At 66.4% G+C, this 22,623-nt stretch carries 16 protein-coding genes; 9 read left to right on the top strand and 7 right to left on the bottom strand.

Features of this window, described 5'->3' with window-relative positions; translation table 11 throughout:
• Nucleotides 1-41: 41 nt before the first annotated feature.
• From truB to pnp, 6 genes are all read left to right on the top strand, one after another.
• The gene (truB, locus tag ACGRVM_RS10905; RefSeq protein WP_377171532.1) at nucleotides 42-953 is read left to right on the top strand and encodes a tRNA pseudouridine(55) synthase TruB; all 912 of its coding nucleotides are present in this window, start codon (nucleotides 42-44) and stop codon (nucleotides 951-953) included.
• The gene (locus ACGRVM_RS10900) at nucleotides 950-1,471 is read left to right on the top strand and encodes a DUF1643 domain-containing protein (protein WP_377171530.1); all 522 of its coding nucleotides are present in this window, start codon (nucleotides 950-952) and stop codon (nucleotides 1,469-1,471) included. The genes truB and ACGRVM_RS10900 overlap by 4 nt, the downstream gene beginning before the upstream one ends.
• A 48-nt stretch (nucleotides 1,472-1,519) precedes the next feature.
• A complete protein-coding gene (locus tag ACGRVM_RS10895; RefSeq protein WP_377171528.1) occupies nucleotides 1,520-2,515 on the top strand; it encodes a calcium-binding protein in 996 nt (331 codons plus the stop codon).
• A 139-nt stretch (nucleotides 2,516-2,654) separates the two neighbouring features.
• A complete protein-coding gene (rpsO, locus tag ACGRVM_RS10890; protein WP_377171526.1) occupies nucleotides 2,655-2,924 on the top strand; it encodes a 30S ribosomal protein S15 in 270 nt (89 codons plus the stop codon).
• 206 nt (nucleotides 2,925-3,130) lie between these two features.
• The gene (locus ACGRVM_RS10885; RefSeq protein WP_377171524.1) at nucleotides 3,131-4,357 is read left to right on the top strand and encodes a Hint domain-containing protein; all 1,227 of its coding nucleotides are present in this window, start codon (nucleotides 3,131-3,133) and stop codon (nucleotides 4,355-4,357) included.
• A 191-nt stretch (nucleotides 4,358-4,548) separates the two neighbouring features.
• A complete protein-coding gene (pnp, locus tag ACGRVM_RS10880; RefSeq protein WP_377171522.1) occupies nucleotides 4,549-6,681 on the top strand; it encodes a polyribonucleotide nucleotidyltransferase in 2,133 nt (710 codons plus the stop codon).
• A gap of 55 nt (nucleotides 6,682-6,736) precedes the next feature.
• Here the strand turns inward: pnp and ACGRVM_RS10875 are convergent, their stop codons facing one another.
• Both ACGRVM_RS10875 and ACGRVM_RS10870 read right to left on the bottom strand, forming a co-directional pair.
• Nucleotides 6,737-7,744: a GIY-YIG nuclease family protein gene (locus ACGRVM_RS10875; RefSeq protein ID WP_377171520.1), complete on the bottom strand. Its 1,008-nt coding sequence runs from the start codon at nucleotides 7,742-7,744 to the stop codon at nucleotides 6,737-6,739.
• A 127-nt stretch (nucleotides 7,745-7,871) separates the two neighbouring features.
• Nucleotides 7,872-8,330 (bottom strand): Lrp/AsnC family transcriptional regulator, encoded by a 459-nt coding sequence (locus ACGRVM_RS10870; protein ID WP_377171518.1) that lies wholly within the window; start codon nucleotides 8,328-8,330, stop codon nucleotides 7,872-7,874.
• A 137-nt stretch (nucleotides 8,331-8,467) separates the two neighbouring features.
• Here ACGRVM_RS10870 and ald point away from each other — a divergent pair, with 137 nt between their 5' ends.
• On the top strand, nucleotides 8,468-9,580 hold the full coding sequence (gene ald, locus ACGRVM_RS10865) for an alanine dehydrogenase (RefSeq protein WP_377171516.1): 1,113 nt from the start codon (nucleotides 8,468-8,470) through the stop codon (nucleotides 9,578-9,580).
• Between the two features lie 95 nt (nucleotides 9,581-9,675).
• Complete coding sequence (gene aroC / locus ACGRVM_RS10860; RefSeq protein ID WP_377171514.1) at nucleotides 9,676-10,782, top strand: chorismate synthase; 1,107 nt, start codon at nucleotides 9,676-9,678, stop codon at nucleotides 10,780-10,782.
• 11 nt (nucleotides 10,783-10,793) lie between these two features.
• Here aroC and ACGRVM_RS10855 read toward each other — a convergent pair whose 3' ends face one another.
• The 3 genes from ACGRVM_RS10855 to ACGRVM_RS10845 form a co-directional block, all read right to left on the bottom strand.
• Nucleotides 10,794-12,386: a thiamine pyrophosphate-binding protein gene (locus ACGRVM_RS10855; protein WP_377171512.1), complete on the bottom strand. Its 1,593-nt coding sequence runs from the start codon at nucleotides 12,384-12,386 to the stop codon at nucleotides 10,794-10,796.
• On the bottom strand, nucleotides 12,386-13,834 hold the full coding sequence (locus tag ACGRVM_RS10850) for a TrkH family potassium uptake protein (RefSeq protein ID WP_377171510.1): 1,449 nt from the start codon (nucleotides 13,832-13,834) through the stop codon (nucleotides 12,386-12,388). The genes ACGRVM_RS10855 and ACGRVM_RS10850 overlap by 1 nt, the downstream gene beginning before the upstream one ends.
• A 67-nt stretch (nucleotides 13,835-13,901) precedes the next feature.
• Nucleotides 13,902-14,327, bottom strand: coding sequence for a PaaI family thioesterase (locus tag ACGRVM_RS10845; protein WP_377171508.1), 426 nt, complete (start codon nucleotides 14,325-14,327; stop codon nucleotides 13,902-13,904).
• Nucleotides 14,328-14,463: 136 nt separating this feature from the next.
• Between ACGRVM_RS10845 and rpe the strand changes: the two genes are divergently transcribed.
• On the top strand, nucleotides 14,464-15,156 hold the full coding sequence (gene rpe, locus ACGRVM_RS10840) for a ribulose-phosphate 3-epimerase (RefSeq protein ID WP_377171506.1): 693 nt from the start codon (nucleotides 14,464-14,466) through the stop codon (nucleotides 15,154-15,156).
• A gap of 3 nt (nucleotides 15,157-15,159) precedes the next feature.
• Here rpe and pbpC read toward each other — a convergent pair whose 3' ends face one another.
• Together pbpC and ACGRVM_RS10830 are read right to left on the bottom strand one after the other, a co-directional pair.
• Nucleotides 15,160-17,193 carry a penicillin-binding protein 1C gene (gene pbpC, locus ACGRVM_RS10835; protein ID WP_377171504.1) on the bottom strand — a complete coding sequence of 678 codons (2,034 nt, stop codon included), beginning with the start codon at nucleotides 17,191-17,193 and terminating at the stop codon, nucleotides 15,160-15,162.
• A 3-nt stretch (nucleotides 17,194-17,196) separates the two neighbouring features.
• Nucleotides 17,197-22,608 carry an alpha-2-macroglobulin family protein gene (locus tag ACGRVM_RS10830; RefSeq protein WP_377171502.1) on the bottom strand — a complete coding sequence of 1,804 codons (5,412 nt, stop codon included), beginning with the start codon at nucleotides 22,606-22,608 and terminating at the stop codon, nucleotides 17,197-17,199.
• Nucleotides 22,609-22,623 lie beyond the last annotated feature (15 nt).

Here is a 22,623-nt window from a genome sequence, read left to right as displayed (position 1 = left end):
CCTTGGGCTAGCCCGCGCCTTTCACAATCGAGGGCAGGCGCATGGCACGCAAACGCAAGGGACGCGACATTTCGGGCTGGCTGATCGTGGACAAGCCGGCGGGCATCACATCGACCTCCGTCGTCAACAAGGTGCGCTGGGCGCTGCAGGCCAAGAAGGCGGGCCATGCGGGCACGCTCGACCCGGACGCAACGGGTGTTCTGGCGGTCGCGCTGGGCGAGGCGACCAAGACGGTTCCCTACATCACCGACGCGCTCAAGGCCTACAAGTTCGAGGTGCGGCTGGGCGCCGCGACCAATACCGACGATGCCGAGGGCGTGGTGATCGCGCAAAGCGACGCGCGCCCGAGCGATGACGAGATCAAGGAGGCGCTCCACCAGTTCGCGGGCGACATCATGCAGGTGCCGCCCAAATTCTCGGCCGTGAAGCTCGACGGCGAGCGCGCCTACAAGCTGGCGCGCGAGGGCGAGGACGTGACGCTGGCCGCGCGGCCGCTTTTCGTCGATGAGCTGGTGCTGGTCGATCGCCCCGATCCGGACCGCGCGGTGCTGGAAATGGTCTGCGGCAAGGGCGGCTATGTGCGCGCGATCGCCCGCGATCTGGGCAATGCGCTGGGCTGCCATGGCCATGTGACATGGCTGCGGCGCGTCTGGTCCGGCCCGTTCGACGCCGAGGACGGTCTCAGCCTCGAGCGGATCGACGAGTTGGCGCATGACCCGGCGCTCGATGCGCATGTGCAGCCACTGGAAGTCGGCCTCGCCGATCTGCCCGAGCTGCGCTGCACACCCGAGGGCGCGGCGAAGCTGCGCAACGGAAACCCCGGCATGGTCTATGCGAGCGACGTCGATTACGGCGACGAGTGCTGGGCCTCGCTGGACGGTCGCGCGGTGGCTGTGGGCATCTACAAGGCGGGCGAGCTGCATCCGTCCCGCGTTTTCGTGGACCCGGCGTGATCGTCCGGACGCATCTCAAGGGCGACGCAGCCTCCACCGCCGTCTATTCGGATTGCGAGCGGTATCGCTATGCGTTGACGCGGATCTGGGAAGAGGCGCTGGGACGCATTCATTTCATCATGCTCAACCCCTCGACCGCGACCGAGATGCAGAACGATCCCACGGTCGAGCGCTGCGAGCGTCGTGCGCGGGCGCTCGGCTACGGCGCGTTTCGGGTCAGCAACATCTTCGCGTGGCGCGACACCGATCCGCGCAAGATGCGCGCCGCCGCCGATCCGGTAGGCCCTGCCAACGACGCCGCCATCCTCGAAGGCTGCGCATGGGCCGAGCGCAATGTCGCGGCCTGGGGAACGCATGGCGCGCATCTGGATCGCGGCGCCGAGGTGCTGGCGCTCTTGCAGGGGGCGGGCGCACCGCTCCACCATCTGGGTCTCACGCGCGAGGGGCATCCCCGGCACCCGCTCTACGTCGCCTATGCCCATCAGCCCGAGCCCTGGGACATGCCCGGCCCGCGTTAACCATTCACGCAGTTTGAACTGGGAAACGAAGGTGGCGGGGCGCATCATATGGACCGGTCGATCGGGTCTGGTGCGATGCTGATACTTGCGGGTCTTTTGGGAATGGTGGCGCTGGGGGCGGGTGCGCTCGTCGGCCTGTCCAGCATGGATGACGACCTGCCCGAAGACTGGGACGCGCCAGAGGAAGAGGGCGAGGGCGAAGAGGACGCGGAGACAGGCCAGACGATCCTCGATTTCATGGCGCAGGCGGGTCCGAGCGCCGAGGGTCCGAGCGACGCGCCCGTCGCGGTGCAGGCCAATGGCACCGCGTCCGACGATGCGATGGAAGGCGGACCTGCCGACGACGAACTTCACGGCGGGGCGGGCGAAGACACGCTGTCGGGCGGTCCGGGCGAGGATATTCTGCACGGCGAGGCGGATGCCGATGCGCTCGCCGGGGGCGACGGCGACGATACGCTTTACGGCCATTCCGGCGCCGACAGCCTCGATGGCGGCGCGGGAGACGACAGCCTCGTCGGTGGTGACGGGAACGACACGCTCGTCGGCGGTGACGGGAGCGACGCTCTGCATGGCGGGCTTGGCGACGACGTTCTGCGCGGCGGCGCGGGGAGCGACACGCTCTTCGGCGGCTGGGGGAACGATACGCTGTCGGGCCTCGTGGAGACCGGCCTCGAGCCTGGCCCCGATGACGCGGATTTCCTCAATGGCGGCGGCGGCGCGGATGTCATCACCGCCGGCGCGGGCGATATCGTGACCACGGGCGAAGGCGCGGATACGGTCATTCTGGGCGATTGGCTGGCGATGACGCATCAGGCCGAGATTCTCGATTTCGCGCCCGAGGAGGATACGCTGATGGTGGTCTACGACGATGTGGCCGGCGCCGCGCCCGAGGTCGATCTTCAGACCGATCCCGGCAATCCCGACGTGGCGCATGTGATGCTGAACGGCATTCAGATCGCGGCGGTCAACAACGCACCGGGCCTTAACGCGGGTCACATCACCCTGATCGGGAGCAGCCTTCTGCCGCAGCTCGGCGCGCCCTGAGTAGTGCCCCCTTTCCAAGCGCCGCCAATTCGCCTATACGCCGCCGATGCACTGGCTTCGGGCCTGTGCGATTCTCTATGGACCTTGCTGGACGACATCCCGGCTTGCGCCCGCAACCCTTGATGAAGAGGAGATCCCGATGTCGATCACCGTCGAAGAAAAGCACCGCTTGATGAAGGAATTCGCGACCAAGGAAGGCGACACCGGCTCGCCCGAGGTTCAGGTCGCCATTCTCACCTCGCGCATCACCACCCTGACCGAGCATTTCAAAACCCACAAGAAGGACAACCACGGCCGCCGTGGCCTTCTCAAGATGGTCGCACAGCGCCGCAAGCTTCTGGACTACACCAAGTCCAAGGACGAAGCGCGCTACCAGGATCTGATCCAGCGCCTCGGCATCCGCCGCTGAGGCGGCGCGGCCCCATCGCCGGGCCATCGGATAGACATCGCAATGCCCGCCCCGAAAAGGCGGGCATTTTTGTGTCTTTTTCGCCATGAACCGGCGGGAATACGCCGAAATTCGTATCTTTTTGGGTGAGGTGCTCAGATTTCGCCTGATTTCGACGTTATCTTTGGCGGAACGCACTGCGCCGCAAGGCGCGATGGAAGGGATACATGCCGGCACGTCTCTCAAACGGGCTCTTCATTTCGGAGTTTCTGGCGGATAACGCCGGTGGCAGCGCGTTCGACACCGATGGTGACGGCGGCGCCAACAAGGCTGACGAATTCGTCGAGATTCAAGGCTTCAAGAATTCCGCGATCAGCCTCAACGGGATCGAGCTTTGGTCCGCCAAACGCGGCCTCCTCTACGATTTCGGAACGGGCAACAGCGTCGCCGCGGGCGGCACGGCGACCGTGGTGGGTCAGTATGACGGAACGCCGCCCGCCGGGTTCTACGACGCGGGCCTGCCCGACAACAACACCAATGCCGGCCTTCTCGAGGATGGCGAGCAGAACAAGTTCGACACGCTGTACCTCGTCGACACGAACACGGGCGAATTCATCGCGCTGGCCTATGGCGATCCCGCCCAGACCCAGCCCTTGCCCGCCGGGTTCCCGGGGACGACCAATGTCGGCTCCGAGACGGTCAGTTCTAACGCGCCGAACGGGGTGCCCATCCAGCGCGACGCCAATGGCGATCTGGTCGAGGGCGGTACGCCCGATCCCGGCAATGCCGGCCCGGTCTGTTTCCTTCGCGGGACCATGATCCTGACCGACAGGGGAGAGCGGCGCGTCGAGGATCTGGCGCTCGGCGATCTTGTCATGACGCTCGATCACGGCGCGCAGCCGGTGCGCTGGATCGGCTGGCAGCCCGTCGCACCCGAGGAACTCGCGCATTCGGATCGCTTCCGCCCGGTTCGGATCGCCGCCGGGGCGCTCGGGCAGGGGTTGCCTGCCGAGGACCTGACCGTCTCGCCGCAGCACCGCATCCTTCTGCGCTCGCGCATCGCCGAGCGCATGTTCGGCGCCGCCGAGGTGTTCGTTCCTGCCATCCGCCTGGTCGGCCTTTCGGGGATCGAGCGCGCGCCCGCGCGGGACGGCGTCGACTACTTTCACATCCTGCTCGACCGTCACGAGGTGCTGATCGCCAATGGCACCCCGGCGGAGAGCCTCCATCTCGGGCCTGTCGCGCTCGCGTCGCTCGAGGACGAGGCGCGCGCCGAGATCGCGGCGCTTTTCGCAAGGCGCGATCTGGGATCTTCGACGGGCCCGCTCGCGCGCTATGCGCCGACGCGGCGAATGGTGCAGGCCCTCATCGCGCGGCATCGCAAGAACGGCCATCCGGTGCTGCAATTGCCGGCCGAGACGCGCGCCGCGCATCGCGCCCGTACGGCAGCCTGAGCGCCCGCGCCGCATCGTCGCATTCCCTTTCAAAAGCCGATCAATTCGTGTATGGCCCGCCCATCTGAGACTGCGTGCCACGGCCCCGGCACCTGAAAGACAAGATGATTGGGGTCGGCGGCAATGGGGCCGCCATTGAAAAAGGGAGGACCGGGCAGGGGCCCGGCATGCCTCCAGATAGGAAACGTTAGATGTTCAACGAAGTGAAAAAATCAATCCAGTGGGGCGAGGAAACGCTGACACTGGAAACGGGCAAGGTTGCCCGCCAGGCCGACGGCTCGGTCATCGCCACTCTGGGCGAGACCAGCGTCATGGCCAACGTGACTTTCGCGAAAGCGCCCAAGCCCGGAATGGATTTCTTTCCGCTGACGGTGCATTACCAAGAAAAATACTATGCTGCGGGCAAGGTTCCCGGCGGCTTCTTCAAGCGCGAGGCGCGTCCGACGGAGAAGGAGACGCTCACCGCGCGTCTGATCGACCGTCCCATCCGCCCGCTTTTCGTCCCCGGCTTCCGCAACGAGACGCTGGTGATGTGCACCGTGCTCAGCCACGATCTGGTCAACGATCCCGACATGGTCGCGATGATCGCCGCCAGCGCCGCGCTGACCATTTCCGGTGCGCCCTTCCGTGGCCCGATCGCCGGCTGCCGCGTGGGCTACGAGGGCGGCGAGTATGTCCTCAACCCCACGGTCGACGACATGCAGGACCTCAAGAACAACCCCGATCAGCGCCTCGATCTGGTCGTCGCCGGCACCAAGGACGCCGTGATGATGGTCGAGTCGGAGGCCTATGAACTGACCGAAGAGGAAATGCTGGGCGCGGTCAATTTCGCGCATGAGCAGATCCAGCCGGTGATCGACCTTATCATCGATCTGGCCGAAGCGTCGGCGAAAGAGCCGTTCGACTTCCAGCCCGCCGATTACTCGGAGCTTTATGAGGCGGTGAAGAAAGCCGGCGAGGACAAGATCCGCGCCGCCTACGCCATCACCGACAAGCAGGAGCGCACCACGGCCGTGGCCGAGGCGAAGGAGGCCATCAAGGCCGCCCTCACCGAGGAGCAGCTCGCCGACGAGAATCTCGGCTCGGCGCTCAAGAAGCTCGAAGCCGCCGTCCTGCGCGGCGATGTCGTCAAGACCGGCAAGCGGATCGACGGACGCGCGCTCGACACCGTGCGTCCCATCGTCTGCGAGACGGGCCTCCTGCCCCGTACGCATGGCTCGGCGCTCTTTACCCGCGGCGAGACACAGGGCCTTGTGGTCACCACGCTCGGCACCGGCGACGATGAGCAGTTCATTGACGCGCTGCATGGCAACTTCAAATCCAACTTCCTGCTGCACTACAACTTCCCCCCCTATTCGGTGGGCGAAGCTGGGCGCGTGGGCCCTCCGGGTCGCCGCGAGATCGGCCATGGCAAGCTGGCATGGCGTGCGCTGCAGGCGGTTCTGCCCGCCGCGACGGACTTCCCCTACACGATCCGTCTGGTCTCCGAGATCACCGAATCGAACGGCTCCAGCTCGATGGCGTCGGTCTGCGGTGGCTCGCTGTCGATGATGGATGCGGGCGTGCCGCTCAAGACCGCCGTGGCCGGTGTGGCCATGGGCCTCATTCTTGAGGAAGACGGCTCCTACGCGGTCCTGACCGATATTCTGGGCGACGAGGATCACCTCGGCGACATGGACTTCAAGGTCGCGGGCACCAAGGACGGCATCACCTCGCTGCAGATGGACATCAAGGTCGCGGGCATCACGCCCGAGATCATGCAGAAGGCATTGGCGCAGGCCAAGGACGGCCGGATGCACATCCTCGGCGAGATGAACAAGGCCATCACCGGCGCGCAGGAATTCAGCGTCCACGCGCCCCGTATCGAGACGATGCAGATCCCCACGGACAAGATCCGCGAAGTCATCGGCTCGGGCGGCAAGGTCATCCGCGAGATCGTCGAAGTGTCGGGCGCCAAGGTCGACATCAACGACGAGGGCATCATCAAGATCGCGTCGCCCAACGGCGAGGCCATCAAGAAGGCCTATGACATGATCTGGTCCATCGTGGCCGAGCCCGAAGAGGGCCAGGTCTATGACGGCAAGGTCGTGAAGATCGTCGATTTCGGCGCCTTCGTGAACTTCTTCGGCAAGCGCGACGGTCTCGTGCATGTCAGCCAGATCGAAAACCGCCGCCTGAACCATCCTTCGGACGTTCTGAAAGAAGGCCAGGATGTGAAGGTCAAGCTGCTCGGCTTTGACGATCGCGGCAAGGTGCGCCTGTCGATGAAGGTCGTCGATCAGGAGACCGGCGAAGAGATCACGGAAGAAAAAGCCGAAGGGTGAGGGATCGCTCGTAGGTTGGAATGAAGAAGCCCCGGCGGAAGCGCCGGGGCTTTTTTCATTGGGTCGATAAAAAACAAATTATTTCACTCATAATTTTTTGGTCAAGAGCTGAGTTCCCTGCCGAAGATAGGCATTCCAATATTTCATCTTTGAAAATGAAGTATATTTCATTTGGTTCAACCTTTGACGTCAGTAAATACTCGCGTAATGCAAGGGAATAAATGTTCAGTGCGTGAACCTCTTTGCATCCTTTTAAAACTTCATAATATTCACCATTTTCACTTAAGTACGCTGAAAAACTCTCAAAACCTTCAATTATTGATAAAAAGTAGCGGTTCATATATACCTGAAAGCTTTTTGCATTACGCTCTTCATATGCCACTTCTGCCAATGTTTGATAGGCGCGCTCATCAGACTCAGCGGCAATTAAACCAGCCTTTTTGGCTTCTTTAAAAAGATGAGAGCGATCTGATCGCAAGGAAAGCTTCGCTGCTCTATCGTAGGCGATCTGAAGGTGGCATTCGGCAATATCGGTCAGAGAAAAGTTTTCACCAAGTGATACAATTTCATTATATTTCTTTATGGCTAATTCCGGCTCGTATGGGAATCCATTAATTCCGTACCGATAACACTGAGCTTCTTGTCTTAGTTGAGAAATATGACCCGCAAATGGATTATGTGAGTCTGTCTCGCACTCGATGTCACATGATTGTTGTGAGGTTTGGGGCGGCTCTTTGATTTTTGGTAGATGGATCAAGACATCAACGACAGTTTTGCTGTCCGCGCGAAAAAATTCTCTACCTTCCCGAAATCTTGTGCCTACTCGACTCAGTTGTTCATGGGCGATTTGTTCGCCTCGAACGCAATCTTCAAGAAATACGTAGTAGAGAAGCACAAAAGGCATGGCCACGCCGGTAGCGTTCGATAGTTCTTGGGCGCGCTCCTGAGGGTGGCGTTGAGTGCGCCCCACTTTAATGAGACCAGGCATTGCTGGGTTTGCAAGGGCATATACGTAGCCTGCTTTAGTGTTCATGGTTTGAGTGGAGAGGTTCTGCAGAGACATGTGCCAGACCGTGATTAATTGACCAAAATCGATAAAGACGTTTTAGATCGCAGCTTATGAGTAAACCTGCGAAGAATAGCAGGAATGTTCGAGGGATAGTTTATACTTTTTACTCTATACCCCCCCCCTAAACCGGCAACGCCGTCGTCTGGCACACCGTCCTCAGCGCGAAACTCGACTGCATCTTCGCCACGCCCGGCAGGCGCGTCAGATACTGCCGGTGGATGCGCGCGAAGTCCTCGGTGCTTTCGGCGACGATCTTCAGGATGTAATCCGCCGTGCCCGCCGTCAGGTGGCATTCCAGCACGTCGGGCACGCGGGCGACGGCCTTCTCGAAGGCCTCGAGCACCGCGTCGGCCTGCGCGGAGAGCGTGATCTCGACGAAGACCGTCGCCGAAACGCCCATCTTCTGCGGGTCCAAGAGCGCGACATAGCCGGTGATGACGCCCTCGGCCTCCAGACGCTGCACGCGGCGGTGGCAGGCGCTGGCCGAAAGGCCCACGGCCTCGGCAAGGTCCGCGTTCGAGATGCGCCCGCGCTTCTGCAGCACGGCCAGTACGCGGCGATCGAGTGAGTCGAGGGGCATCGGCGCAAACCTTCTTCGATTTGACCTCAGTCTATCGAAGATCCTTGCGATGAACAGGGGTTTGCCGCGCGAAATCGCGCTCCTCTTGCGCGGGATCTGGCGCATGTGTGGCGGCATCATTTGAGGAGGATCCCCCCATGAAGATCGGTTGCCCGACAGAAATCAAGCCGCAGGAATTCCGCGTCGGCGTCACGCCCAACGCGGCGCAGGAGGCCGTTCAGCACGGCCACGAGGTTCTCATCCAGTCGGGAGCCGGTATCGGAGCGGGCTTCTCGGACGAGGATTACACCGCCGCCGGCGCCAAGATCCTCGGCACCGCCAAGGAGGTGTTCGAAGCCGCCGACATGATCGTCAAAGTCAAGGAGCCGCAGGCGGGCGAGCGCAAGATGCTGCGCGAGGGGCAGATCCTCTTCACCTACCTGCACCTTGCGCCCGATCCCGACCAGACGCACGACCTGATCGCTTCCGGCGCGACCTGCATCGCCTACGAGACCGTGACGGACCGCACCGGCGGCCTGCCGCTCCTTGCGCCCATGTCCGAGGTCGCGGGGCGTCTTGCGCCGCAGGTCGGCGCCTACACGCTGCAAAAGGCCAATGGCGGGCGCGGTGTGCTGATGGGCGGCGTGCCCGGTGTCGGCCCCGCCAAGGTGCTGGTCATCGGCGGCGGCGTCGTCGGCGTGCATGCCGCGCGCATCGCGGCGGGCATGGGCGCGGATGTGACCGTGCTCGACCGTTCGCTGCCGCGCCTGCGCTATCTCGACGACGTCTTCGGTGGCACGTTCAGCACCGGCTATTCCTCGGCCGGTCTGCTGCAGGAGCATCTCGTGCAGGCCGATATGGTCATCGGCGCGGTCCTGATCCCCGGCGCCGCGGCGCCCAAGCTGGTGACGCGCGCGCAATTCGCCGACATGAAGCCCGGCGCGGTTCTGGTCGATGTCGCCATCGACCAGGGCGGCTGCTTCGAGACGTCGAAGGCCACCACCCACGCCGATCCGATCTACGAGGTCGACGGGATCATGCATTACTGCGTCGCCAACATGCCCGGCGCCGTCGCGCGCACCTCGACCATCGCGCTCGGCAACGCGACCATGCCCTTCATGCTGGCTTTGGCCGACAAGGGCTGGAGAAAGGCCTGCGCGGAGGATGCGCATCTTCTGGCCGGCCTCAACGTCCATGCGGGGCAGCTGACCTACAAGGCGGTCGGCGAGGCGCTCGGCATCGATTGGGTCCATCCCGAGTCGCTGCTGTAACTTACGGAGGGGCCGCCTCGCGCGGCCCCTTTCGCTCTGAATGGCTTGATGCGCTGAGGCCGGGCGGCTAGACCGCTATCCAAAGGAGCCGCGCCATGAGCCTCAATACCTTCGGACATATGTTTCGTGTCACCACCTGGGGCGAAAGCCACGGGCCGGCCTTGGGCGCGACGGTGGATGGCTGCCCTCCGGGCGTGGCGGTCGATGAGGCGATGCTCCAGCATTGGCTGGACAAGCGGCGCCCCGGCCAGAACAAGAACATGACCCAGCGCAACGAGCCGGACGCGGTGCGCATCCTGTCGGGCGTGTTCGAGGGCAAAACGACCGGCACCTCAATCCAGCTCATGATCGAGAACACCGATCAGAGGTCGCGCGACTATGGCGACATCGCCAACACGTTCCGGCCGGGCCATGCCGACATCACCTATCACCAGAAATACGGGCATCGTGACTATCGCGGCGGCGGGCGCAGCTCGGCGCGCGAAACGGCGGCGCGCGTCGCGGCGGGCGGCATCGCGCGCGCGGCGCTGGACCTGCTGGTGCCGGGGATCGAGGTCAAGGGCTACATGGTGCGCATGGGCGCGATGGCGCTGGACCGCAGCCGGTTCGACCGGGACGCGATCGACGGCAATGACTTCTGGCTGCCCGATGCAGCTGCCGCGCCTGAGTGGGAGGCTTACCTGCAAAAGCTGCGCAAGGATCACAACTCGGTCGGCGCGATCATCGAGGTGACGGCGCGCGGCGTGCCTGCGGGGCTGGGCGCGCCGATCTACGGCAAGCTGGATACGGACCTCGCGGCCGCGATGATGTCGATCAATGCCGTCAAGGGTGTCGAGATCGGCGAGGGCATGGCCGCCGCCGAGCTCACGGGCACGGACAATGCCGACGAGATCTTCATGGGCGAGACCGGCCCGGAATATGGCAGTAACCATGCAGGCGGCATCCTGGGCGGTATCTCGACCGGACAGGAGATCGTCGTGCGTTTCGCGGTCAAGCCGACCTCGTCCATCCTCAGCCCGCGCGCGTCGATCCGTATGGACGGCACGCCGACCGAGGTGGTGACCAAGGGCCGGCACGACCCCTGCGTGGGCATCCGCGCCGTGCCGGTGGGCGAGGCGATGATGGCCTGCGTTCTGCTCGACCATCTTCTTCTCCACCGCGGCCAGACCGGCGCGATGGGCCCCGTCGGGCGCATCGGCTAGGCCCTCGGCGGTCAGTCCTTCATGTCGGCGGTCATGTAGATCAGCGTCGGGCCATCGGTCTTGAAAGCGGCCTTCACCGCCGCCTGCAACTCGCCCAGCGTTTTCGGCGCTGCGGATTTCGCGCCATAGGCCCCGGCCAGCGCGCAGAAATCGGGATTGTGCGCGATGACCGAATTGGGCGCGATCTGCGCGGCGACCATGCTGTCCTCGATCTCTTTCAGCTTGCCGTTGTCCCACAGAAGGATCGGCAGAGGCTGGCCCAGCTCGACCGCCGTGCCGAGCTCCTGCACGGTGTATTGAAAGCCGTAATCGCCCGCGATCACCACAGTCGGCAGCCCGGGGCGCGCGGCGGCGCCGCCGATCCCGGCGGGCAGGGCATAGCCGAGCGTTCCGAAGCCGTAGGGGTGGTGCCAATGGCCGGGGCGGTGCATGTCCCACACCTCCTTGCCGGTATAGGCGAATTGGGTCATGTCCGAGAAATACATCGTGTCCTCGGGCATCACCTCGATCAGCGCGTCGCAGATGCGCACGATCCCCGTGCGCTCGGAATCGCTCTCGGCGCGCCAGCGTTTGCGGGCCTTCGCGATTTCCTCGGCGGTCCAGGAGGTGTCGGCCTCGTGCCCCTCGAGCGCGGCATTCAGCCCGTCGAAGAAATCGCGCGCGTCCATCTGGACGGCGATGCTGCCGGCGGTCTGGCCCAGCACCTCTGGGTCGATATCGACGCGGATCATTTCGCCCTCGTGGCCGAGCGTATCGCGCCAAAGGTCCATCTCGGAAAGTTCGCTGCCGACGACTATCACGAGATCGGCGCTCGCGGCCACGGTCGCGCTTTCTGGGCGGCCTAGGAAGCCGCTGAAATGCAGGGGATCGTCCTTGACCGAAACGACGCCGCGTCCCGCATAGGTCGGAAAGCTCGCGGCCTTGAGGCGCAGGAGAGCGCTCCGCGCGCCCTCGGACGCGCGGATAGAGCCGCCGCCGAGGATGAAGAGAGGGCGCCGGGCCGCCTTGATGCGGTCCGCGATGCCGTCCGGCAGGGCCTGCGTGGTGCGCGTCGTCCGGGGGGCGTGGTCCGGTGCGGGTTCCGCTTCGGCGACAAGCTGGGCGATTGGCACCTGGATATGCTTGGTGCGCGGGCGCGCGGTCTGGAACTCGGTCAGGGCGCGGTCGATCAGGCTGTAGGCGGCGCTGGCCGAACGGGCGGTATAGGACCAGTCGGCCACAGTTGCGCCCGCCGCCTCTTGATCGAGCATCTGGTGAAGCTGTCCGCGCGTCGCCGCCGTCTCGTCGAGGCAAGAGGACAGGACCAGCACCGGAACGCTGTCGGAATAGGCCTGGCCCATCGGCGTCATGGTGTTGCAAAGGCCCGGGCCGGTGATGACATAGGCGATGCCCGGCTTGCCGCTCGCGCGGGCATAGCCGTCGGCCATGAAGCCCGCGCCCTGCTCGTGCCGGGCCAGAAGGTGGCGGATACCCGCCTCCTCGATGCCGCGATACATCTCCTGGTTATGAACGCCCGGGATGCCGAAAATCGTATCGACGCCGCGCGATTTCAGCATATGCGAGATTTGCGCGCCGAGCGGACGGGTGCGGGATGTATCGGCCATCAGATCCTCCAGAATGATACGGTGAAGATTGCATAGACCGCCAAGAGCTCCAGCCGGCCGATGAGCATGGCCGCGGTCAGGATCCACTTGGCGGTGTCGTTGAGCGTCGCGAAATTGCCGGACGGCCCGATCGTGTCGCCGAGGCCCGGCCCGATATTGCCGAGCGCCGTCGCCGCCCCCGAGATGGAGGTGGTGAAATCGAGCCCGGTCAGACCCAGAAGCACGGCGATGAGACCGAGGCTGACAGTGAAGAAGACGAAGAAGGACATGACCGAATTGAGCACGTCATCACCGACGCGCTGGCCCGCATAACGCGGCGTGAACATCCCGTGGGGTGCGCGGATACGCGCAAGCTGCACGCGGATCGACGCGAAGAGAAGCTGATAGCGGAAGATCTTGACCGAGCAGGAGGTCGATCCCGCGCAGCCGCCGATCAGGCCGATGAAGAAGAAGATCGAGACCGCGAAAGGCCCCCAGAGCATGTAATCCTCGCTCGCATAGCCCGTGCCGGTGATGATCGACACGACATTGAAGAGAACCTCGCGGAAGGTCTCCTCTGTGAAATGCGCGCGCTGGAAGAACTGCCATGCGGTGAGAATGCCGACGATGCAGAGGATCGTGGTGAAGAAGCCGCGCACCTGCGGGTCGCTGAAAAGGGGCTTGGCGGTGCCGGCGGTCAGTTGCACGAACCGCACGAAGGGTAGGGCGGCGAGGATCATGAAGACGACCGCGACGTATTCGGCCGATTTGTGCAGCGCACCGAAGGAGGCGTCATAATTGGCCATGCCGCCGGTCGAAACCGTCGTCATCGCGTGCACGGTCGCATCGAAGGGCGTCATGCCGGTCAGGATATAGGCCATCATGCAGGCGATGGTCATGCCCAGATAGATCACCGAGATACGGCTTGCGATCTCGGTTGCGCGGGGCAGGATCTTGCCCATCGTGTCGAACGCCTCGGCGCGGAAGATCTGCATCCCGCCCACGCGCAGCTCGGGGAGAAAGACCATCGCGACGACGATGATACCGACGCCGCCCAGCCATTGCATGATGCCGCGCCACAGAAGAATGCCCTTGGGCAGCGTGTCGAGGCCCGTGATGACGGTCGAGCCGGTCGTCGTGAGACCCGACATCGCCTCGAAGACCGCATCGGTCAGGCCGAGTTCGGTGGCGCCCAGCATGAAAGGGAGCGCGCCGAAGAGCGGCAGCACGACCCAGACGCCGGTGGTCAGAAGGAAGGTCTGCCGGATCGTCAAGCCCTCGCCCACCCCGTTGCGGCAGGCGCCCGCGACCAGCCCGCCGACCAGCATCGTCATGATCGCGGATTGCGCGAAGACGTGCCAATGCCCGCGCCCCTCGGCGATATCGACGAAGAGCGGCAGCACCATCGCGAGGCCCAGCGCCATCACCGTGAGGCCGATGACATATCCGACCGGGCGCAGATCCAGCATCACCCGTGCCTCGCGGCGCAGCCTCTCCTCCGCTGCGGATGAAGGGGGGATGACCGGGCTTTGCATGTCAGACCGTGAGAGGCCCGCTGCGGTAGCGGAAGACGCCGGTCGCGCGCGCGGCGACGGCGCCGGTCTCGTCGGTCACGGTGGCTTCTGCGAAATAGGTGCGCCGCCCGCCGCCCGTCCGCTGCGCCGTGGCGATGATGCGCTTGCCCTGAAGCTGGCCGATATAGTTGACCGTCATCGACAGCGTCAGCGCGTCCTGCTTGCGCTCGGCATCGCCCGTGTAGCAGCCCGCATAGCCCATCGCCGTGTCCAGCATCAGCGCATGGATGCCGCCATGCAGAAGGCCCTGGCGATTGTGCAGATGCGGCGCGAAATCCAGCTCCACCCGGGCATGATCGCGCGACCATTCGGTCAACTCGAACCCCAGATGCGTCTGGAGGCCCGAAGGCGGCTCGAGCAGGGAGGGCGAAAGGGGCGTGTCGGACATCGAAAGGGGCCTTTTCGGGGGCGATGAGCCCGATAGGTGGCACAAAGCCGCGCCCGCCGCAATCGCGCGGCCTTGACCATCGGGCCCGATCCGCCGCATCTACGCGGCAAAGCAGCCTGATACCGGAGTGCGCGCCATGACATTCGACCGCAAGATCAAGATCGCCCCGTCGATCCTTTCTGCCGATTTCGCCAATTTCGGCGAGGAGATTCGCGCGATCGAGGCCGAGGGCTGCGATTGGGTGCATGTCGATGTGATGGACGGGCATTTCGTGCCGAACCTCACCTTCGGCCCGCCCCTTCTGGCCGCGATCCGTCCGCATATCCGCACGGTGATGGATGTGCATCTCATGATCTCGCCGGTCGATGCCTATATCGATGCCTATGCGGGCGCGGGCGCCGACATCCTCACCGCGCATCTCGAGGCCGGGCCGCATATTCACCGCACCTTGCAGGCGATCCGCGCCGCGGGCTGCAAGGCGGGTCTCGCGCTCAACCCCGGCACCGGGCTCGACGCGGTGCCGCATCTTCTCGACATGGTGGACCTCATTTGCGTGATGACGGTGAATCCCGGCTTCGGCGGGCAGAAATTCATTCACAGCCAGATCGAGAAGGTGCGCTCCTTGCGCGCGATGATCGGCGATCGCCCAATCCATATCGAAATCGACGGCGGCATGACGCCCGAGACCGCGCCGCTGATGGCCGAAGCGGGGGCCGATGTACTGGTCGCCGGATCGGGCGTCTTCAAGGGCGGCAGCGTGCAGAACCCGGGCGTCTATGGCGAGAACATCCGCGCGATCCGCGCCGCCGCCGAAGCCGCGCAGGGCTGAGCCTCAGTCGAGGCGGACCGTCACCCGCGCGCTCAGCCCGACGGCATCGATCACGGAAATTCGGCTGAATCCCTCCCCGAGGTTCGGAAGGCTCGTCTCTTCGGCCCGGATGCCGGTCAGAACGGGCGCGCCATTGGCCATCCATGTATAGGGCGGCGTGCCGCCCCGCACCTTGACGGGCAGGCCTGCCTCCGTGTCGTCCAATCGCGCGCCATCGGGCGGGAAGATCAACTCGGGCGCGCCGCGGCCCGTCTCGAAGGCGGCGTTGCGCGTGGCGAAGCGGCGGAGCGGTTGCGGCAATTCGGCGGTGCCGAGCAGCAGCGTCTCGGGCGGAGGCGGGGGCAGAGGCGCGAAGGCGGGTTTGAGCCTCTGGAACGCCTCGAAGAGGATCGGCGCGGCCAGATCGCCGCCGAAGGCGCCGGGCACCGGCGTGCCGTCGGGCCGCCCGATCCAGACACCGGCCACATGCGCGCCGTCCCAACCGAGCGCCCAGGCATCGCGGTGCCCGTAGGAGGTGCCGGTCTTGTAGGCCAGAGCGCGGGCAGGCGCGTTCCGGGGCGGCGCGAGGCCCGCGAGAATATCGCCCACCTGCCACGCGGCGGCGCGGCCGAGGATACGGGACGGCGCGCCCGCCTCGCCCGCGCGCCAATGAAGCGGGATCGCGTCGCCGCCCCGCGCGAGGGCCGCGTAGAGCTGCACCATGTCGGTCAGGCTGACCCCCACGCCGCCGAGCGCGACGGCCAGCCCCGCGTGATCCCCGGGCAGGTCGGGCCGCATCCCGGCGCGGCGCATCACATCCATCAGATGCGCGGGGCCCATCGCGTCCATAAGGCGCACGGGCGGGATGTTGAGCGATTGGCGCAGCGCATCCGCCGCCGTGACCTCGCCCCGGAAATACCCGTCGAAATTCTGCGGTGCATATGCGCCGAAGCGCACGGGCGCGTCGTCGATGAGCGTTTGTGGATGCGCGAGTCCTCGATCGAAGGCCATGGCGTAGATCACGGGCTTCAGTGTGGATCCAGGCGAGCGGAGCGCGGCGGTCATGTCCACGAAGCCCTGCCGTGCGCCGCTCTCGTAGCCCGCCGAGCCGACCGAGGCGAGGATTTCGCCGCTGCGATGATCGGCCAGCACGATGGCGACCGACACGGCGCCGGAAAGGCCGCGCACGGAGCGGGCGGCCAGGGCCTCGAGCTTCGCCTGAAGGACCGCGTCGATGGTCAGCCGATGGCGCAGTACGCCCGGCGCCTCCGCCACCGCGCGGTCCGCCAGATGCGGCGCCAGCGCGGGGAACGGGCGCCGCGCGCTCGGCACCGGATCGCGCCGGGCGGCGATGGCCTCCTCCGCGCTCAGGATGCCCTCGCGCGCCATGCGCTCGAGCACGCGGTCGCGCGCGGCGCGCGCCGCGCCCGGATGCCGGTCGGGCCGGCGCGTTTCGGGCGATTGCGGCAGCGCGACCAGCAGCGCGGCCTCCGCGGGGGTGAGGCGGGCAGGTTCCTTGCCGAACCATGCAAGGCTGGCCGCGCGGATGCCTTCGATATTGCCACCATAGGGCGCGCGGGCGAGATAGATGGCGAGGATCTCGTCCTTGCTCAGCCGCCGCTCGAGCGCGAGGGCGAGCCGGATCTGGCGGAGCTTGCCTGCCCATTCGCCGGTGCTTCCATCCTCGAGCAGGCGCGCGACCTGCATCGTGAGGGTCGACGCGCCCGAGACGATGCCGCCATGCCGCACCGCCTGCGCCGCGGCCCGGATCACGGCGCGCGGATCGACGCCGGGATGGCTGCGAAAGCGCCGATCCTCATAGGCGATCAGCATCCGGGTGAAGCCGGGATCGACCGCCCCCGCCTCGAGCCGCCAGCGTCCATCGGCGACGGTATAGATGCGCAGGGGCTGCCCCGCGCGGTCCAGAACCTCGGCGCCCGTCGCGGTCAGAAGCGGCGGCAGTGGCGTCGCCGCCACCCACGCATCCAGCCCGTCGCGCGCCCCCGCGCCGATCGCCAGCGACAGGCCCAGCGCGAGAAGCCAGCGATGCGCCCGCATGGCCTATTCCGTGACCGTCATCGCGCCGGTCTCGGTATGGGCACGGTATTCGGGGCGATACATGTCCTCCACCATGGCGGCGGGGTGATGATAGCTGCCGGGCGTCACGGCGCGGACGATATAGGCGAGCTGGAAAGGCCGGTTCTCGCGCCAGTCCACGGCGGCGATGAAACGGTCGCTGCGGAACTCCGTGTGCTGGGCATAGGCCGTCTGGAGCCAGTCGAGCGCGCCGATATCGCCGGAGGTGACGAGGTTCGGATTGTCGATCTCGAGCCCGGCGGGCAGCGCATCGTCGATAATGAGCCGCGCCTCGCTCGCCTCGAAGGGCGTGACGGTCAGCACCGCTACGAGCCGTGTGCCCGAGGCCACGCCATCGAGGCCGGCGGGCCTGCCGTCCATGTCGAAATACTCGCGCTCGATCCGGTAGCCATAGCCATCCGCCGGGCCGGGCACCTCGGGCACACCGAAAGTGGTCAGCGTGATGTCGGTGGCGCTGGCCGCCGTGTTGGCGATGGCCTGAGGCGCGCCCATCCCCGCCTCGAGCGTGCGGATGAACGGCCCGTCCACGGGCGCGCCGTTGAGCGTGACGCCCTCGGCGCCGGTGCTGTCGATCAGCGCGTGGGCGGCCAGAAGGCTCCACGCTTCTTCCTGGGTCGAGAGGTGCGGCGCATCCGTCTCGAGCGTGCGGGCAAGCTCGGATGCATCGCCCGCGTCGCTCCCCGCCTCGAGCATCAGCGCCAGAACCCCGGCGCGGTCGCGCAGGGCAGTGCCGTAATCGCTGCGCCAGGCCGGGCTTTCGCTCTGCTGTTCCGCGCGCGCAAGGGCCGCGCGGAACATCGCGTCGGCCCGCGTCGGATCGCCGTAGGACGCGAGGGCGGCCCCCAGCTGCGCCTGCGCAAGCGGGGTGGCGAAGGCATCCGCCTTGACGTCGGCATAGTAGCGCAGATCGCCCATCGCCGCCGCCCCCTCGCGGGCCAGAACCATCAGCGCATAGGCGACATCCTCGCCGCCGCTGTCGAAATCGGGGGCGTAATTCACGCGGTTGCGCAAATTGTCCATCGCCATGGCGAAGGCGCGGTCGGGCACGTCATGTCCCTCGGCGCGGGCGCGCGAGAGGAAGTCCGCGACATAGGCGTCGAGCCAGAAATCGCCCGATTGCGCCTGCCAGAGGCCGAAGGCCCCGCCCGCCGTCTGGCGCGTGAGAACGCGCGCCACGGCCTGATCGATCTGTGCGTCGATGGCGGCGTCGTCGCCCATGCCGAGCGCGCCCGCCACTTGATTGAGGTAGAGCAGCGGCAGCGCGCGGGAGGTCACCTGTTCGGTGCAGCCATAGGGATAGCGATCGAGCGATTGCAGCAGGCCCGCCACGTTGAGCCGCGCGATCGGGCCGGCCGAGACGATGGCCTCGCCCGTGCCGGGACGGTAATTCGCCAGCACATCGTCGGTGAGGGTGAAAGTATCGCCCGCCGCAAGCTCGAACCGGCGCGTCTCGGACACGGCGGGATCGTTGGCGCGCACCGGCAGGGTGAGCGACTTGGTGAGCTGGCGGCCATCCGGCATGGTCAGCGCGATGCGCAGCGCATGATCCCCGACCTCCCCGGCCGTGATCGGCAGGCGGAAATTCTGCTTCTCCCCCTCGCCCAGATCGAAGCCCGAAGGCACGTCCCCGGCGAGCATGACGCCCTCGGCGCTCACATCGAGGCCGACGCGCCCGGCCGGGCCGGTGGCGTGGACGATCTCGAGCAGCATCGAGCTTGCGTCGCCGGGCGCGAGGAAGCGCGGCAGCGATGCCGTCAGGACGACCGGATCGCGCACCAGCACATCGCGCTCGGCCTCGCCCACGCCGGTCGCACTCCAGGCGACGGCCATGAGGCGCACGGTGCCGTTGAAATCGGGCAGATCGAAGCGCGCCTCGGCGGTGCCATCCGGGCCGACGGTGATCGGGCCGGTGAAATAGGCGACCAGCTCCTCGGTCGGGGGCGGCGATTGGCGCTGCATGGCGTTGCCCGCATCCCCGCCCGAGCGGACGGCGCCTTCCGCGCCGCTCATCCCGTCGATAAGGCGGCCATAGATATCGCGGATCTCGACGCCGAGGCGGCGCTGGCCGAAATAATGCGCCGAGGGATCGGGGCTTTCGAAGCCGGTGAGGTTGAGGATGCCCACATCGACGGCAGCGAGTGTGACGAAACCCGCCTCGTCGCCCAGTCCTTCGACGGTGACGCGCGCGCTCATCGGTCCGCGCGGATCGGCCTCGTCGGGCGCGTCGATGCCGACGCTCAGTCGCTTCGCGCCCGGATCGATCTTTGCATAGGCGAGGCCGAGACTGCGTGCGGGGTTCTGCCCCGCATCCACGTCCATCGGCCGGATCAGTTGCGCCGTGACATAGGCGCCCGCGCCCCATTCCTCGGTCACCTCCACCGGAATCACGGTCTCGCCCGCCTCGATCTCGACCGACTGGCGCGAGACGACGCGGTTCGACAGCACGCTGACGAGGGCCGTGCCCGCGTGACGCGCATCGATGCGCAGCCGCGCGGTGTCACCGGGCGCATAGCTTTCCGCGTCGAGCGACAGGTCGAGCGTGTCGGGGGTGCGGCTCGTGTCGGCGGGCGCGTACCAGCCCGCATAGAATTGCACCGACGAGGCCGTATAGGGGCCATCCGTGCGCTCGACCAGCAGCTCGTATTCGCCCCATTCGACCGGCGCCTCGATGCTCGCTGTGGCCTCGCCCAAGGTGATGTCGCCCGTGGCGACGCGGCTGCGGGTCGTGATCGGCTCCCAATTCCAGTCGCCATATTGGCGATACCACTGATAACGCGTCTCGATCCGGTTCAGCGTCCACTCGGCCTCCATGCCGGTGCGCGCCAGATCGGGCGCGACCCCGATCACTTCGAAGGATGCGGTGGTGCGTTCGGGCACGACGTCCTCGCTCGCGGGCTTGATCCCGATGACGGGTGCGGCGGGGGCGAGCGTCCGGGTGATCCGGCGCTCGACGGGGCGGCCCGATGCCTCGCGCAGGCGCAAGGTGGCGGTCGCGCTGTAGGGGCGGGCCGTGTCGATCTCGTCCGGAAGGGTCAAAGGCACGCTCAGGCGGCCATCCTCGCCGGTGAGGCCGGCGTCCAGCACGGCGGTGCGCGGCCCGCCGGACGCGTCATGGCGGCCGAAACGGTAGCCGGGATGCGCCTCGAGACTGCGCGCCGGGCTCAGCACCAGCATCCCCTCGGATTTGAGGCCCGCGCCGGGTGCGCCGAAGAGGTATTTCGCCTCGACCTCGAGTGCGGGAAGCTCGTCCGCGCTCAGCGTGCCTTCGGGCAGCGACAGGTCGAAGTCGATGCGCTCGGGCAGGAAATCCTCGACGAGGATCTGCGTGCTGGCGAGGGCGGGCGCGTCCAGCTCGGCCTTGATATCGAGCGTCCAGGTGCCGCGCGGGGCCGTCTCGCCCACGGGGAGCGCGAAGACATGGCCGCCCGCCGCGCCCTCGGGCGAGAGCGCGCGGGTGTATTCCACCCCGTCGGGCCGCGTCAGGATCGCGGTGAGCGGCAGGCCGGTGACCGCGCCCGCCCTGTCGTCCCGCGCAAGCGCGGTCGCGTGGATCACTTCGCCCGCGCGGTAGGCCCCGCGATCGGTGGCGAGGAACACATCCACGGGCGGTGCGGCGGGCCGTCCCTCGACGCCGCGATCCGACAGATCGAAAGCCGGATCGTTGAGCGGCAGGAAGGCGGCATCCTCCTCGCCCCGGCTGGCGAGGAGGAGCGCGGGCGCGGCGCCCTCCGTGCCGCGCGCAAGACCCGGATCGAAGCGGACATGCCCCTCGGCATCGGTGACGGCCGTTGCGAGGACCGCGTTGGCCTGCGAGACGAGCGCGATTTCGATCCCTTCCAGCGCCTCGGCGCTGGCAAGGCTGCGCGCCACCACATGCAGCCCGTCATTGCCCGACAGGGAGGTAAGGCCGAGATCGGTCAGCACGAACCATTGCGTCGCGCCCGGATCGTCATAGCGATCGACGCCCTCCACGCTCGCCGTCAGCGTATAGATGCCGGTCGGCTGATCGCTCAGAACGTCGCCGAGCGGAAGGCGGGTCGTCATCGTGCGGTTGAGCTCGTTCTGCACCTCGCCCGTGCCGGTCCACACCTCCTGCGCAATGCTTTGCGAGAAGGCGTCGAGCGCGTAGCCGTCGAGCGGGCGGCCGAAATAGCCGTCCTGCATCGTGCGCAGAAGGTTGCGGTCGCTGACGCGGCGGAGGGTCAGATTTACCTCGTCGAGATTGACCGTCTCGACGGGCAGGGCGGCGTCCGCCGCGCGGGGCAGCACATAGGCGCGGCCCGGAAAGCTGACCTGCGGCGCCCGGTCGCGCACATAGGCGGTGATCTCGACATCATCCGCCAGCGTCTGGCCGTCGGCGGCGGGCAGGCCCGCGCGGAAGGTGATCGTGTAGCGCTGGCCGTGCTCCACCCCGTCGATGCAGATCTGGCGCGCGCCCGGCTGCACGACGAGGCCGGGATCGGGAAGGCGCACGAAAGGCGCATAATCCGTACCCGCTTCGATCAGCTCTTCCGAAAATTCGGCGCAAATGCGCGGCGTCGCGGTATCGGCCTCAACGGTATTGTCGATGATGCGAAAGCCGTATTTCGCCGCCGCGGCATCGAGCGCGGCGGTCACGTCCGCGCGCGGCTGGATGCCCTGGGCAAGGCGCAGCGCCTGCACCATGTCGCGGCCGCGGTCCACCCGCTCGAGCGCTTCGGCCATGATGAGCAGCGCATTGACGCGCGCGCCGTCGGATGTGGCGCGCAGATAGCCGTTGGCGGCGGCGCTGATGGCAGGCTCGACCTGCCGCTGATCCGCCCCCTCGCGCATCAGAACGAGACGCGCGTATTCGGTCCATGTCTCGGCGGCATCCCCGGCCGAGACGGCGGCGCCGGTCCAGCGCAGCGCGTTGTCGATATTGCCGCTCGAGACCATTTCCTGCGCGGCCTGCATCAGCGCCTCGCGCGCCCAGTCGCCCGCAGGGTGGCGGCGCCCGATCCCGTCCGCGAGATTGCGCGCCTCATCGAGGCTGACCTGTCCCAGAAAGCTCAGATCGCTCGCGCGGTCCGGGCCTTGCGCGACGATGGCGGGCGCGGTCTCGACCACGCGGCCCGATTGCGCGCCCTCGAACGGCACCTGATCGCTGATCGCGCTTTTGGGGAAACAGGAATTCGATTTGCTGTTGAAGGTGAAGGCGCGGCACTCGGGCGTCGAGAGGCATGCCCTCTGGCAGGCCTCGAAGCTCGTGTCGAAGATCGAGGTGAGGTCCGCGCCGTAGAAATCCATATCCTGCGAGATGATCGCGCGCCTCTCGGGGATGGGGCCCGCGTCCTGCGCCTCTGCGCCGATGCTCGCGGCGATGAAAAAAAGCGGGAGAAGAGCGTGGCGCAGCATGGCGGCCTCCTGTGA

The organism is Roseovarius aquimarinus, from assembly GCF_043661195.1.
GTDB lineage: Bacteria > Pseudomonadota > Alphaproteobacteria > Rhodobacterales > Rhodobacteraceae > Roseovarius > Roseovarius aquimarinus.
The sequence above is the reverse complement of the archived record's forward strand: the minus strand, read 5'-3'. Positions and strand labels throughout refer to the sequence as shown.

What these genes read in the sequence shown, in the direction of transcription:
- ACGRVM_RS10895 (WP_377171528.1), top strand. Translation starts at nt 1,520, where the DNA reads ATGGACCGGTCGATCGGGTCTGGTGCGATGCTGATACTTGCGGGTCTT.
- ACGRVM_RS10855 (WP_377171512.1), bottom strand. Translation starts at nt 12,386, where the DNA reads ATGGCCGATACATCCCGCACCCGTCCGCTCGGCGCGCAAATCTCGCAT.
- rpe (WP_377171506.1), top strand. Translation starts at nt 14,464, where the DNA reads ATGACATTCGACCGCAAGATCAAGATCGCCCCGTCGATCCTTTCTGCC.
- ACGRVM_RS10885 (WP_377171524.1), top strand. Translation starts at nt 3,131, where the DNA reads ATGCCGGCACGTCTCTCAAACGGGCTCTTCATTTCGGAGTTTCTGGCG.
- pbpC (WP_377171504.1), bottom strand. Translation starts at nt 17,193, where the DNA reads ATGCGGGCGCATCGCTGGCTTCTCGCGCTGGGCCTGTCGCTGGCGATC.
- ACGRVM_RS10850 (WP_377171510.1), bottom strand. Translation starts at nt 13,834, where the DNA reads ATGCTGGATCTGCGCCCGGTCGGATATGTCATCGGCCTCACGGTGATG.
- ald (WP_377171516.1), top strand. Translation starts at nt 8,468, where the DNA reads ATGAAGATCGGTTGCCCGACAGAAATCAAGCCGCAGGAATTCCGCGTC.
- rpsO (WP_377171526.1), top strand. Translation starts at nt 2,655, where the DNA reads ATGTCGATCACCGTCGAAGAAAAGCACCGCTTGATGAAGGAATTCGCG.
- aroC (WP_377171514.1), top strand. Translation starts at nt 9,676, where the DNA reads ATGAGCCTCAATACCTTCGGACATATGTTTCGTGTCACCACCTGGGGC.
- ACGRVM_RS10875 (WP_377171520.1), bottom strand. Translation starts at nt 7,744, where the DNA reads ATGTCTCTGCAGAACCTCTCCACTCAAACCATGAACACTAAAGCAGGC.
- pnp (WP_377171522.1), top strand. Translation starts at nt 4,549, where the DNA reads ATGTTCAACGAAGTGAAAAAATCAATCCAGTGGGGCGAGGAAACGCTG.
- ACGRVM_RS10830 (WP_377171502.1), bottom strand. Translation starts at nt 22,608, where the DNA reads ATGCTGCGCCACGCTCTTCTCCCGCTTTTTTTCATCGCCGCGAGCATC.
- ACGRVM_RS10845 (WP_377171508.1), bottom strand. Translation starts at nt 14,327, where the DNA reads ATGTCCGACACGCCCCTTTCGCCCTCCCTGCTCGAGCCGCCTTCGGGC.
- truB (WP_377171532.1), top strand. Translation starts at nt 42, where the DNA reads ATGGCACGCAAACGCAAGGGACGCGACATTTCGGGCTGGCTGATCGTG.
- ACGRVM_RS10870 (WP_377171518.1), bottom strand. Translation starts at nt 8,330, where the DNA reads ATGCCCCTCGACTCACTCGATCGCCGCGTACTGGCCGTGCTGCAGAAG.